12 protein-coding genes are annotated in these 13,377 nt (G+C 64.9%); 4 read left to right on the forward strand and 8 right to left on the reverse strand.

All coding sequences use genetic code 11. The features are described 5' to 3' along the window. Position 1 precedes the first annotated feature (1 nt). Positions 2–1,270, reverse strand: coding sequence for a glycerate kinase type-2 family protein (locus BM193_RS22520; RefSeq protein WP_092800748.1), 1,269 nt, complete (start codon positions 1,268–1,270; stop codon positions 2–4). Positions 1,271–1,359: 89 nt separating this feature from the next. On the opposite strand from BM193_RS22520, the gene BM193_RS22525 reads away from it, so the two are divergent. Beyond that, positions 1,360–1,713 carry a YnfA family protein gene (locus tag BM193_RS22525; RefSeq protein WP_092800745.1) on the forward strand — a complete coding sequence of 118 codons (354 nt, stop codon included), beginning with the start codon at positions 1,360–1,362 and terminating at the stop codon, positions 1,711–1,713. Between the two features lie 6 nt (positions 1,714–1,719). On the opposite strand, the gene BM193_RS22530 is transcribed toward BM193_RS22525, so the two are convergent. Both BM193_RS22530 and BM193_RS22535 read right to left on the reverse strand, forming a co-directional pair. Then, positions 1,720–2,121 carry a tellurite resistance TerB family protein gene (locus BM193_RS22530; protein ID WP_092801159.1) on the reverse strand — a complete coding sequence of 134 codons (402 nt, stop codon included), beginning with the start codon at positions 2,119–2,121 and terminating at the stop codon, positions 1,720–1,722. A 67-nt stretch (positions 2,122–2,188) separates the two neighbouring features. Next, the gene (locus BM193_RS22535; protein ID WP_092800742.1) at positions 2,189–3,151 is read right to left on the reverse strand and encodes a TerC family protein; all 963 of its coding nucleotides are present in this window, start codon (positions 3,149–3,151) and stop codon (positions 2,189–2,191) included. 160 nt (positions 3,152–3,311) lie between these two features. Here BM193_RS22535 and nhaR point away from each other — a divergent pair, with 160 nt between their 5' ends. Then, positions 3,312–4,211, forward strand: coding sequence for a transcriptional activator NhaR (nhaR, locus tag BM193_RS22540; protein WP_092800739.1), 900 nt, complete (start codon positions 3,312–3,314; stop codon positions 4,209–4,211). Between the two features lie 3 nt (positions 4,212–4,214). On the opposite strand, the gene BM193_RS22545 is transcribed toward nhaR, so the two are convergent. Then, positions 4,215–5,222, reverse strand: coding sequence for a zinc-binding alcohol dehydrogenase family protein (locus tag BM193_RS22545; RefSeq protein WP_254786376.1), 1,008 nt, complete (start codon positions 5,220–5,222; stop codon positions 4,215–4,217). 100 nt (positions 5,223–5,322) lie between these two features. On the opposite strand from BM193_RS22545, the gene BM193_RS22550 reads away from it, so the two are divergent. After that, on the forward strand, positions 5,323–6,246 hold the full coding sequence (locus BM193_RS22550) for a LysR family transcriptional regulator (protein ID WP_092800733.1): 924 nt from the start codon (positions 5,323–5,325) through the stop codon (positions 6,244–6,246). Positions 6,247–6,333: 87 nt separating this feature from the next. Next, positions 6,334–7,668 (forward strand): chloride channel protein, encoded by a 1,335-nt coding sequence (locus tag BM193_RS22555; RefSeq protein ID WP_092800730.1) that lies wholly within the window; start codon positions 6,334–6,336, stop codon positions 7,666–7,668. On the opposite strand, the gene BM193_RS22560 is transcribed toward BM193_RS22555, so the two are convergent. From BM193_RS22560 to BM193_RS22575, 4 genes are all read right to left on the reverse strand, one after another. Continuing rightward, positions 7,658–8,179, reverse strand: a complete 522-nt coding sequence (locus BM193_RS22560; RefSeq protein ID WP_092800727.1) for a MarR family winged helix-turn-helix transcriptional regulator — start codon at positions 8,177–8,179, stop codon at positions 7,658–7,660. The two genes, BM193_RS22555 and BM193_RS22560, sit on opposite strands and share 11 nt — an antisense overlap. Before the next feature lie 80 nt (positions 8,180–8,259). Continuing rightward, complete coding sequence (locus BM193_RS22565; protein WP_139176277.1) at positions 8,260–9,381, reverse strand: toxin-antitoxin system YwqK family antitoxin; 1,122 nt, start codon at positions 9,379–9,381, stop codon at positions 8,260–8,262. Between the two features lie 174 nt (positions 9,382–9,555). After that, positions 9,556–10,284: a TPR end-of-group domain-containing protein gene (locus BM193_RS22570; RefSeq protein WP_092801156.1), complete on the reverse strand. Its 729-nt coding sequence runs from the start codon at positions 10,282–10,284 to the stop codon at positions 9,556–9,558. Between the two features lie 66 nt (positions 10,285–10,350). Further along, on the reverse strand, positions 10,351–13,356 hold the full coding sequence (locus BM193_RS22575) for a tubulin-like doman-containing protein (RefSeq protein WP_092800720.1): 3,006 nt from the start codon (positions 13,354–13,356) through the stop codon (positions 10,351–10,353). Between the last annotated feature and the right edge of the window lie 21 nt (positions 13,357–13,377).

Here is a 13,377-nt window from a genome sequence, read left to right on the forward strand (position 1 = left end):
TTCAGCTAATCAGGATGGCCCGGAAATCATTGACATTCGTCAAGGTCGGGCCCGTCACCACGCTATCGCCCAGCGCCTGGAAGAAGCCGTGGCCATCGTTGTTGTCCAGGCTGTCGCGGGGATGGATGCCCAGCGCCCAGGCGCGCCGCAGGGTGTCGGGCGCCAGGACCGCTCCCGCGATCTCTTCCTGCCCGTCGACGCCATCCGTGTCGCCGGCCAGCGCATGGATGCCCGCCTGCCCTTGCAGCGCGAGGCCCAGCGCCAGCAAAAATTCCACGTTGCGTCCGCCGCGGCCATTGCCGCGCACCGTCACCGTCGTTTCGCCGCCCGACAGCAGCACGCAGGGGGCGGGAAATGGCTGGCCCCGCACGGCCGCGTGCAGCGCGATGCCGGCCATGACCGTGCCCACGTCGCGCGCCTCGCCTTCCAGGCTGTCGCCTAATATATACGGCGTGACGCCGGCCGCGCGCGCCACGGCGGCCGCCGCTTCCAGCGCCATCTGCGGCGTGGCCACCAGGGTCGTGCGCGTGCGCGCCAGGCGCGTATCATCGGGCTTCACGGATTCGCCGCGCCCGCTTTCCAGCGTTTTTCGTATGCTGTCCGGCAAGGCGATGCCATAGCGGCGCACGATGGCCAGCGCATCCTCGCACGTCGTGGCATCGGCCACCGTGGGGCCGGAGGCGATATCGCCCAGCTTGTCGCCGGGCACGTCCGAGATCGCCAGAGTGATGACCTGGGCCGGATGGCAGGCGGCGGCCAGGCGCCCGCCCTTGATGGCGGACAAATGGCGGCGCACGCAATTCATTTCGCCGATGGTGGCGCCCGACGCCAGCAGCGCGCGGTTCAAGGCTTGCTTGTCTTCCAGGCTGATGCCATCCAGGGGCAAGGCCAGCAGGGACGAGCCGCCGCCCGAAATCAGGCACAGCACGGTATCGTCGGCCTGCAAGTCGCTCACCAGATCGAGCATGCGCCGCGCCGCGTCCATGCCGGCCTGGTCGGGCACGGGGTGCGACGCTTCGGCGATGTCGATGCGCTCGCACGGCACGCCGTAGCCGTAGCGCGTGACGACGAGGCCCGACAGCGGCCCCGGCCAATGCTGTTCCACGGCCTGCGCCATGGCGGCCGAGGCCTTGCCCGCGCCGATGACGATCAGGCGGCCTCGCGGCGCGGGCGGCAGGTGGGGCGGCACGCAGTGCGAGGGCTGGGCCGCCGCGATGGCGGCGTCGAACATGGCTTGCAGCAAGGCGCGCGGCGCCGGGGTCGTCGTCATGGTGTTCTCCTCGGGTATCCTGACCCGATCATAGCAGTGCCGGCAAGCTGGCAGCTAGAATGGCGTCTTGACCACATCACAGGAACACCATGCACGACGCCATCGAATGGACCAGTCTTGCCCGCACCTTCGGGCTGTTTACCGTCACGGCCGTGGCCGAACTGCTGGGCTGCTACCTGCCCATGCTGTGGCTCAGCAACAAGGGCAGCGCCTGGCTGCTGTTGCCAGCGGCCATCAGCCTGCTGATCTTCGTCTGGCTGCTGACCTTGCACCCGGCCGCCAGCGGCAGGGTGTACGCCACGTATGGCGCCATCTATATCGCCACGGCCTTGGGCTGGCTGTGGCTGGTGGACGGCATTACGCCCGCCTGGACCGATGTCGCCGGCGTGGCCCTGGCCCTGGCGGGCGCCGCCGTCATCGCCATGGGACACAAGGCGGCGTAAGGACGCTCACGCCGCATGCTGGCGGAAATTCGTTTCCGCCGACCAGGCCGCGCTGGCGCGGGCCAGCAAGACCGCTTCGCCATCGGCCAGCCAGTCGTCCGCGTCGGCGATCTTCCACATGGCTTGCAGCAGCTTGCGGCGCAGGTCCGGGTCATCGATTTCATCGAGCAGGCTGTCGATCACGCCATTGCCCAGCTGGATGGCGCCATGCACCGTCGAGGTCAGCATGTCGTCGCACAGGTCTTGCAGCAGCTGTTGAAAGGCGGCCGGCGCCAGGTCGATATGTTCGAGAATCTTGCTGCGGTGCATGGCTTGCAGCTCGGCGCTGGCCAGGTTGCCGTCGACCACCATCATCAGGGCCAAAATACGTCCCGCGGCCTGGGGACTGTTCGTTTCATACGTACGCATGATGCATTCTTTCATTGTGATTGATTAAAAAGCGCGCCCCGCCATTGCAGGGCGCGCGGTACGGCGTTTATTTCTTCTCGCTGCGGGTGATGAACACGCTCGCCACGCAACTCGACACGATCAGCACGGCCACCACCAGCAGCGAGGCTTCCACCGGCACGTGGTACCACGGCATGATCAGCATCTTGGCGCCGATGAACACCAGTACCATCGCCAGGCCGTACTTGAGCATGTGGAAGCGGTCCGCCACGTCCACCAGCAGGAAGTACAGGGCGCGCAAGCCCATGATGGCGAACAGGTTCGACGTGAAGACGATGAACGGGTCCGTCGTGATGGCGAAAATCGCCGGGATCGAGTCCACCGCGAAGACCAGGTCCGTCACCTCGATGAGGATCAGCACGAGGAACAGCGGCGTGACATAGCGCAAGCCATTCTTGGCGACGAAGAAACGCTCGCCGTGGTCGCCGTCCGCCACCCGCAAGTGGCGGCGGGCAAAGCGCAGCACCGGGTTGTTCGCCACGTCCGGCTCGGCATCGGCCGCCACCAGCATGCGCATGCCGGTAATCAAGAGGAAGGCGCCAAACAGATACAGCACCCAGCTGAACTCGCTCACCACCCAGGCGCCGGCCATGATCATCACGGCGCGCATGACGATCGCGCCCAGCACGCCATAGATCAGCACGCGGCGCTGGTACTGGATCGGCACCTGGAAGGCGCTGAAGATCAGCAGGAAGACGAAGACGTTATCGACCGACAAGGCTTTCTCGATCAGGTAGCCGGAGAAAAACTCCAGCGCCTTCTGGTTGGCGATCTCGGGACCGGCCGTGCCGTTCAGGTACCACCACAGGCCGCCGTTGAACAGCAGGGCCAGGCTGACCCACACGAGCGACCACGTCGCCGCTTCCTTGACGCCCACCTTGTGCGCCTTGTTGCCGCCGAAGACGAACAGGTCCAGCGCCAGCATGAACAGGACGAACACGATGAAGCCGGCCCACATGGGTGCCGTTGCAATGCTTTCCAGGCCGTTCATCGGCGGCCTCCGTCAGTGTTTCCGTCTACCTTGCAGCACATGGCGTTCTCCTCGCTTGAATAACAAGCAACCATCATATGCCGAATTAACACATCGAACAAATCGAATATAATTACTTAATACATCGAAAAATTCGATGTATTAGCAACCAGGATCGAGCATGTCCAATCTGAACTTCAAACATTTGCGCTACTTCTGGATGGTGGCCAAGACGGGCAGCATCGCCCGCGCGGCCGAACAGCTGCACCTGACGCCGCAATCGATTTCCGGCCAGCTCAGCGACTTTGCCGACACCCTGGGCGTGGAGCTGTTCCGCCGCAGCGGGCGCCAGCTGGAGCTGACGGACACGGGCCGGCGCATCCTCAGCCATGCCGAGGACATTTTCAGCGCCGGCGATGAATTGCTGGAAATCGTGCGCGACCAGTCGCGCGCGACGACCACCGCGTTTCGCGTGGGCTGCGCCGATTCCGTCTCGAAACTGATCGCCTGCCGGCTGGTGGAACCGGCCCTGGGCCTGGAGGAACCGCTGCGCATCATTTGCCGCGAGGGACGGCTGGCCAGCCTGCTGGCGGACCTGGCCGTGCACCGTCTCGACCTGATCATCGCCGACCGCCCCATGCCGGCCCACCTGAGCGTGCGCGGCTACAACCACTTGCTGGGCGAAAGCGGCATGACCCTGCTGGGCACGGCCGCGCTGGCCGCCAGCCTGCAAGGTGACTTCCCTCAATGCCTGGACCGCGCCCCGCTGCTGCTGCCGGGCGAGGACTACGCCATCTACGGGCGCCTGCTGCAGTGGCTGAGCGAGCACAATCTGCATCCGCGCATCGTCGGCGAATTCGACGACAGCGCCATGATGAAGGCCTTCGGCCAATCAGGCGCCGGCCTGTTCTTTGCCCCCACCGTCATCGCGCGCCAGGTGTGCCAGCAGTACGCCGTGGTGGAACTGGGGCGTGTCGACAGCCTGGTCGAGCAAGTGTATGCCATCACCACGGAGCGCCGCCTGCGCCACCCGGCCACCGTCGCCATCAGCCAGAGCGCGCGGCGCGACCTGTTCGTGTAAGCCTCACTGCGCGCTGACCACCACCTTGCCCGGCTGCCCGCCCCGCTCCAGCAGCGCGTGCGCGCGCCCCACGGTGGCCGCGTCCATGGGCGACAGCCGCTGCCGCAGGGTATGGCGCAGCACGCCCGCGTCCAGCAGGTCCGCCACGCGGCTCAGGATGCGCTGCTGCTCCGCCATATCGGGCGTGGCGTGCAGGGGCCGCGTAAACACCATTTCCCAGTGCAGGGAGATGCTTTTGCTCTTCAACGGCGCCGCATCAAAAACATCGTGGTCATCGATGACGGCCAGCTTGCCGTGCGGCGCGATGATCTCGACCAGTTCGCAAAAATGCCGCGCCGTATGCGACAGGGCGGCGACATGCTGCACGGGCGCCATGCCGAGCGCCGCCACCTGCGGCGCCAGCGGCAGCGTATGGTCGATCACGTGATGCGCGCCCATGGCACGGCACCAGTCGGCGCTGTTTTCACGCGCAGCCGTGGCGATCACCGTGAAACCCGTCAGCTGGCGCGCCAGTTGCACCAGCATGGAACCGACACCGCCGGCGCCCCCCAGCACCAGCAGGCTGCCCCGCTCACGCCGGTCGCCGGGGGAAATCGCAAAGCGCTCGAACAGCAGCTGCCACGCCGTCAGCGCCGCCAGCGGCACGCTGGCCGCCTGCGCAAAATCCAGGCTCGCCGGCATGCGCGCCGCGCTGCGCTCATCGACCAGGTGGTATTCGGCATTCGCTCCCGTGCGGTCGAACGAGCCCGCGTAATACACGGCCTGCCCCGGCGAAAACCGACTCACTTCGCTGCCCACGGCTTGCACGATGCCGGCGGCATCCCAGCCCAGGCTGACAACCTGCTCCGGCACAGCCACCCGCCCCGCGCGCACCTTGGTGTCGAGCGGATTGACACCCACGGCGCGCACGCGCACCAGCAGATCGCGCGGGCCAGGCACGGGGGTTTCCCCCGTCGTATCGAACAGGTTGCCAGACTCGTCCGCGCTGCTGCCCTTGTTAAAACCAATCATCTTCATTGCCTGCTCCCGGTAAAGCTGCATGGTAAGCAGCCACGCGGGAAAGAAAAATATGCTTCAATGCGTTTCACTACTGACCAACCCGTCATGAATCATGCACAAGCAAGATAGCGATAATCTCTCCGGCGTGGCCCTGTTCGTCCAGCTGGCCAAAGCGGGCAGCTTTGTCGCCGCCGCGCGCGCGGCCGGCATTTCACCGTCGGCCGTCAGCAAAAGCCTGGCCCGCCTGGAGCGGCGCCTGGGCGCGCGCCTGTTCCAGCGCAGCACGCGCCAGCTGAGCCTGACGGCGGAAGGCCAGCTGTTTTTGGCGCGCAGCGAACGCATCCTGGCGGAGATGCAGGCGGCGCAGGAGGAGCTGGCGGGCAATCTCGCGCCACGGGGACGCCTGCGCCTGGGCTTGCCGGAACTGGGCGGCTGGCTCTTGCCCGCGCTGGGCGAATTTTCCCGGCAGCATCCCGCCATCCACCTCGACCTGGACTTTTCCGACGCGCTGGCCGACGTCGTCGGCGACGGTTTCGATGCCGTCATCCGCATTGGCGCACCGCGCGACTCGCGCCTGGCCGCCCGCAAGCTGGGCCAGTTCCGCTCCTGCCTGGTGGCCTCGCCCGCCTACCTGGCGCGCCACGGCACGCCGCGGCATCCCGCCGACCTGCAGCAGCATGCCTGCCTGCACTACCGCTTCCGCCACAGCGGCAAGATCGAAGCGTGGCCGCTGCGCCAGGAGGATGGCGCGGCGCCGCCGGACTTGCCTTTAAGCATGATCTGCAACAATGTGGAAGCGCGCCTGCACTTCGCCCGGCAAGGCCTGGGCATCGCCTGGCTGCCCGCGTTCACGGTGCAGGCGGCGCTGGACGATGGCAGCCTGGTCGAGGTGCTGACGGACTACGCCATGAGCCACCATCCGGCCCACGGCTGCTGGCTGCTGTGGCCGTCGGGGCCGCACCTGGCGCCGAAGGTGCGGGCGCTGGTCGATTTCCTGGCCAAGGCGGAGCTGTTGTCGCCAATTGCCCACAAATAAGGCACAGCGAAATACATTTGAGCAAATACATCTATATAATGGCAAGTCTCCCCGACGCCCTGCGCGCCCCTTCCTGGACTTGCCGCAATGAAGCACTTGCACGACATCCCCTCTGCCTTCAAGCATGAATTTGCCAACCCGCGCCTGTGGTGGTCGCGCGCCGTCGTCGTCGGCATGGCCGCCATCGCCGGCCTCGTCGTCGTCGGTTTCACCTGGCTGGCCGAGGAGGCGCTGGATCTGTTCCTGTTTTTTAATGGCAAGGCCTGGTGGTTCGCCCTGCTGTGGACACCGGCCTGCGCCGCCGTGCTGGTCTGGCTGACGCGCCGCTACGCCATGGGCGCGGCCGGTTCCGGCATCCCGCAGGTGATGGCCACCCTGGACCCGGCCGTGGCGCCCGAGCAGCGCTCGCTGTTCGTCTCCTTGAAACTCAGCGCCGCGAAGATCGTGCTGACGGCGGGCGGCTTGCTGGGGGGATTGTCGCTGGGACGCGAAGGGCCGTCCGTGCAGATCGCCGCCGGCGTGATGCTGGCCGCGCGACGCTGGCTGCCGCGCCACTCGCAGGTGAGCGCCCATTCGCTGCTGGTGGCCGGTGGCGCGGCCGGCATCGCAGCCGCCTTCAACACGCCGCTGGCAGGCGTCATGTTCGCCATCGAGGAACTGTCGCGCTCGCCGGAACAGCGCAACAGCGGCCTGATCGTCGCCGGCATCGTACTGGCCGGCATGATGGCCGTGTCGATCCACGGCAACGCCACGCATTTCGGCATCATCCATCCGGGCCCCATCGGCCTGGCGCTGGCCCTGCCAGGTTTACTGGTCACGTTGGTGGCGGGCGTGGCGGGCGGCCTGTTCGCGCGCCTGCTGCTGGCGTCCGCCCGGGGCAATCCGCTGGGGAAACTGTCTGCGTGGAGAAGCGGCCGGCCCGTGCTGTTCGCCGCCGTCTGCGGTGTGCTGGTGGCGGCCATCGGCATCGCCAGCCATGGCGCCACGTTTGGCAGCGGCACCGTGGCCACGCGCGCCATGCTGGAAGGCGCGTCCGACGTGGCGCCCGCCTTCGTCGCCTTCAAATATGTGGCCACGTGGCTGACCGTCTGGTCGGGCGTGCCGGCCGGGATTTTCGCCCCGTCGCTGGCCATCGGCGCCGGCATCGGCCACGATATCGCCGTGCTGCTGCACTACCCGCACGCGCCGGCCCTGATCGCGCTGGGCATGGTGGGTTTCCTGGCCGCCGCCACGCAGGCGCCGCTGACGGCTTTCATTATTGTCATGGAAATGGTCGATGGGCACGGCATGGTGCTCAGCCTGATGGCCTGCGCCGTGGTGGCCAGCACCGTCTCGCGCGTGCTAAGCGAGCCGCTGTACGGCGCGCTGGCGCAATTGCAGCTGCAGCGCCTGCCGCAGGCCAGCCGCGACACTACATCGTAAACGGAAACGGCTGCATGCCGCCTTGCCGCTCATCGGGCGCGACCACGGCCAGCAAGGCGCTCAGGCCCTGGTTCAGCTGCGACAGGCTGGCGGCATCGAGCTGGGCCAGCGCGCTGGGCAGCAAACCACGGGCCGGCTGCGGCGCGCCGGCGATCACGGCCCGCCCTTCCGCCGTCAGGGTGAGCGTGACCACGCGCTGGTCGGGCTGGTCGCGCGCCTTGCGCACATAGGTTTTTTTCACCAGCGCCTCGACCAGGTTGCTGGCCGTCGTCTGGTGGATGGACATCTTGCCGGCCAGTTCGCCCATGCGCAAGCCTGGCCGCTCCAGCAATTCCTGCATTACCCACAATTGCGCGCCCGACACGCCGCACTGCTTTTCGATCTGCGCCGAATGCCGCTGCGCCGCGCGCATGACCACGCGCATGTTTTGCAAGGCCAGGCTTTGCGCCCGGGCCACCGCCGCCACTTCCGTCACTTCCGTCACTTCCGTCACTTCCGCTTCCACCACCATTGCCTCCACTGATCTGCCCCGGCATCACGCCTGCTGGCGGACCGGAATCCGTACATGATACCTGCAATGGCGGCGCCCCACTAACTGCCTGTCACGGGCTGGCCATCGCGCCACGCCTGCTCCAGCACCAGCTTGCCGGCCTTGTCCCAGTGGCGCTCGATACCATGCTTCTTGCCGTGTGCGTACGGCACGAGCTGCCGCAGGCCGCCATCGCTGTACCAGGTCTGCAGCAAGCCGTGGCGCTGGCCTTCGACAAACGGTGTCACGCTGGCGCGCACGCCATTCGCATGCCACTGCGTCGTATCGCCGTGGTCGCGCCCCTGCGCGTCTTTCTGCCATGCAAACACGGGCCGTCCAGTCGGCGCCCACGTTTGCAAGCTGAGCACGGCACCGTGCTGGTACAGCGTCCTGTTCGACACGACGCCATTGCCATGGCTTTCAAACGACCAGCCGTCGGGCTGGCCGTGCACCCACACGGTCCGGGCCAGCACCTTGCCATCCTGCGCGTACATGACGAATTCGCCCTCGCGCTGGCCATCGACGTACCGCCCCTTCCGGAACAGCTTGCCATCGGCATAAAACGATTCCTCCACGCCATCCATCTGGCCATTGCGTCGATACGAGCGGTTGCTGACGGCCCCGTTCGCGCCATACGACACGTATTCGCCATCGGCCATCGTGTCGCCGTGATACACGGTGCGGCTCATCAGCTGGCCATTCTCGTGATACGTCTCCGAGATGCTGTCGCGCCCGTTCGGCAGCGGCGTCACCCGCTGCTGGACCTGCCCACTCTCGAAGTACACGCTGCCGCCGGGCAGCTCCCCGCCCTGGGCATCGAAATAGGTTTCGCGCAGCAGCTGGCCATTTTCGTGGTAATACTTGCGAAACCGCACGAACCTGACCTGGCTCAAGTCCAGGTCGGTGGCATAGGTTTCAAAGGCCAGCACGCCCGGCGTGTCGGGAAATTCCAGCCGCACGTGCCAGGCGCCCAGCGCCTCGTCGCGCACGGGCGGCGTGCGCAGCGCATACGCGGCGCGACGCGCATTGCTGGGCATGAAATTTTCATCCAGATACATGGTCTTGTCCTCTTCCTGTTGCACGGGGCCGGCAGCCGCTACCGGCTGGCGTGTTTGCGCCTGCGCCGCCAGCGGCAAGGCCAGCATGGCGGCCAGCGCCATGGCTATCGTCTGTCGTCTATACATGCGGTTCCATCACCGAGTTATTCTGCGGCTGCCATCATAATGGAAAGTAACGATTTTCCTCCTCACGCAAGACGCGCGTGCTTAGGAAGAGGCGGGGACAAGCTGACGTGGCGGGAAGGCGGGAGAGCCGGAGGCGCCAACAGGCGCATCCGGCATGAGGAGAATGGCGGGATATCAGGATTTTTGTGGCTGGTAGCGGCTCAGCAATTCCTGGAAGCGTTTATCCTTGCGCAAGGTATCGAGGTCGCGGTCCTGGCCCATCTGGTCGAAGTACTGGAAGCCATCCTTGAAACTGGCTTCGAATTCCGTCAGCGCATCGTCCGTACGGTTCTGTTTCAGGCGCAGGATGGCCACGTTGTACGACACGAGGACATTGTGCGGATCACGCAGGCGCGCTTCGCCCAGTTCCTTCTCCGCTTCGTCCAGCTTGCCTTGCGCCATCCTGGAAATGGCCGTCTTCAGCATCTCATTGGCAGCGGCCTTGCTGCTGGCCGTTTCCGCACCGGCGGCGTCGCCACTGGCCAGTTTCTGATCGCCTTCGATGCGCAGCGCCTTGGTATCGGCATCGTTCGGCGCCAGCACGGCATCCTTGCTGGCGTCGATGGCCACCGCCACCGCATCGATCACGACAGGAGCCGCCTCGATCAGGGCCGCCGCCGCCATCACGGGGCGCTGCATGTACCAGTAGCCGCCGGCGCCAAGCGCCAAGACCAGCACGCCGGCCACGGCGGCCACCAGGACCTTCTTGTTCGGGCCGCCTGCACCGGCCTGGCCGCCCGCCTGCAATTCCATGGGCGTATCGCACTTGGGACACTTCACATCGTCGCCGGGCGAGCGCTCGAATACTTCGCCCGAGTTGGCGTTATCGCAATCGCCCAGGGTGGGACATTTATATTTTGCCATCGTCATACCTTTTATCGTAAGAGCAGGCGCGGCAGCCTAGCGCCGCCGCGCCCGGATGAAACAGAGTTAGCTTGCCTGCGGCATGCGGATCAGCACGCGCACGGGATCGCGCAAGGCGCGCAGGGCCAGGAATTCGGGGTCCTGGTCATCCTGGCCGGCCGCGTCGAAACGCTGCGTGGCCAGGTCCGTATATTGTTTGAACAGCGCGTTCTTTTGATCGATATGCTGGAATTCCGTCTCGATCTTGCGCGCCACTTCCTTCTCGATGGATTTCTGCAGGTCGATCGGATGCTCCGTTTCCATCACATCCTGCAAACTGGCGCCGGCCAGCACCTTCGACGATGGCAAGCCATCTTCCATGGCGATGAACACCCATTCCTGCAGGCCGGACTGGCGGTTCGGACGCTGCTTGATCATCTGCAGCAAATTGGCCACCAGCAAGGTCGGCTTGCGCATGCCGCGCTCCCTCGTTTCATTGGCTGTGCGCGCAAACAGCGGTGGCAATGTCTTGCCATTGCCCTGGCCATGCAGCAGATACGATTCGTTATGATCGCCCAGCAAGCCGTCATAGTGGCGTTTCAGGTAGGTCAGCGATTCCGTGTAGCGCAGCGGCATCAATGCCGTCACCTTCATGATGACGATCTGGTTCGGCATCTGGCCGACGCTGATGGTGGTGCTCGATGCCGAATCGCGCTGCGACTTGAACTCGCTTTCCAGGTCCGCGCGGAACGCCTTCTGGTGCTCGCAGGCGGGCAGGAACACGCCCACGGTTTCATACACGCCCGGCGAGGCATTGCCCACCTTGCGGTCGACCTCGGTCTTGTTGAAGACCAGGGTGCTGCCCGCCTCGTCGTACAGGCTTTGCACGAACTGCTTCAAGCCGCTCTTGTTGGCGTCGTACTGTTTCTGCAAGCGCTCGACAATATTGACATGCAGCACGGGTGGCAAATTCTTGGCGATCTCGCCGTGCGCCAGTTCCACGATGCGCGCCGATTCCTGCGACAGGGTGCCGATGATGCTGCCCAGCGAGATGCTGCGGTTGAGCTTTTCAAACGACTCGACTTCCACGCCGGCCAGGTTGATCAGCGACTGGCGCACGCGCTGGGTGCGCGCCGCCTGGCTGACTTCATCGCTGACCATGGCCTTCAGAATGGCCGTGATGGCGCCCATGTCGAAGATGCGCTTCTGGTAGGCGGCATCGGCCGCGCCCAGGCGGGCCGCCTTTTCGCGGTTGAACTGGTCGGTGGCGACGGCCAGGTTTTGATGCAGCTCATCGATCTTGCTGCGCAAGGTCAACAGTTGCTCCTTGACGAAAGGCAGCAAGGTGCTGGCAAAGCGCAAGCCTTCCAGCGTGGTGCGGGCCACGTACAGGTCCTGGTGCTGGGTCGCGATATCGGCAAACAGGCCGCCGCGCTTGTCCGTCAGGTGCTTGCCGAGGAAGCCGACCTTGTTGAATTGCGCCGACAACTCCGTATTGCGCTGCTGGATGCCCTGCAGCACCGTCGGCATCTTGGCGATGCGTTCGAGGATGACGTCCTGCCGTTCATCGAGCGCCAGCACCAGCGCATCCGTATAGTGGCGCAGCTGCAGCAGCGATGCCGTGCCCGATTTCCAGCGGCCGAACAGTTCTTTCTCGATATGGCGGCCGATATGGCGCGCCATGTCCAGACGCGCATTGCCCTTCACCTCATAGAATTTGCGCACGCCGCCCATGGTGCGGTAGGTATCGTCGAAAACCTTGGCCAGGCGCGTGTTGAGCACGTCGATCCAGCTGGTCTCCTCGATCAGCTTGTCCGCCTTGATTTCCGGTGCCAGGCGGTTGACGATCTGCTTCCAGTATTCCTGCGGCGGCTTCCAGTTGCTGTTCTTGACGTCGTCGTCGAGGATGCCCGTTTCCAGCATCAGGTGCGCATCCGTCAGCAGCAGGCTTTGCAGCACCTCCGCCTTGCGCACTTCCGAGCCCCAGTCTTTTTCCAGCGCTTCGTCCGCATAGCCTTCGCCCTGGCGGAAGTTGTTGAACATCAATTGACGGCTGGCCTGTTCGGCAAAGCCATAGGCGAGGAATTCCTTGATTTCCTGCTCCGGCACGACCACGCGCTTGATGCCGAACGACAGGAACAGCTTGGCGCGCGCCTTTTCCGGGCTCTGTCCCGCCTCATCTTCGGTCTCGAAGTTGATGATGTCATTTTCCCCCTTCTCGGCCCGATGCAAGCCTTCCCAGGCCTTGTTCAGGGTTTTCTGGTAAATGAATTCGGCCACGATGGTCGGCAATTCCGATTCGACTTCGAACTGGATGCCGTGCTCGTTGATGTTGTTGATCAGGTAGCAGCCGTTGAAATACACGTCATGCGCCATCGGCGTGCCGTCAAGCAAGTTGATCGGATGGTATTTGCCAACCGCCATGGCATTCAGCTCGGCCAGGGCCGCATAGCCATTCGCGTAGTAGTTCGAGAAACCGGCCACGTCCTTGACGCGCTTGGAATTTTTCTCCGGCAGGAAGGCGTAGATCAGGATGCGGTACTTGTCGTGTTCAGGCAGCTGGTGGCGGATTTGCGCCACCGCATCGACCACCGAACCGCTGCCCGTACCGCCGGCCAGGCCGCAGACGACGTGAATGGTCACGCCCGTCTTGCCCTGCGCTTGCAGGTCGTGCACGCGCTCCTCGATGGCCTTGACGAATTTCGGCGCGTTCTGCGCGAACACCATGCGGCCCAGCTTGCGCCGCTGCGCCGCGCCGGCGATGCCCGGCTTGACGAAATCGAAGATGGCGCGCGGCTCGATCCAGCCCTGCATGCCGGGGAAGGAACCGGGATCGTCAAGCACGGGGCGGATATTGCTGGCCGTATTGATGGCCACCTGGCCACGGTCCAGCTCGATATCCTTGCCCAGCACCTTCCACTCGTCGCGCTTGTCCAGCTCGTCGGTGGACGTATCGATGTAGAGAAAATCGAAGCGCGCGTCGGACACGCTGGCGCCGTCGGCATCCTTGTTGCGTTCAATGGTTTTCTTGATCTGGCGAATGATCTTGCCGCCCGTGCCGCCGAGGCCGACGATCAGATGATTATTTGACATAGCGTTCTATCGTGATGGGTG

This window comes from Janthinobacterium sp. 344 (assembly GCF_900112025.1).
Taxonomy (GTDB): Bacteria; Pseudomonadota; Gammaproteobacteria; order Burkholderiales; family Burkholderiaceae_D; genus Janthinobacterium.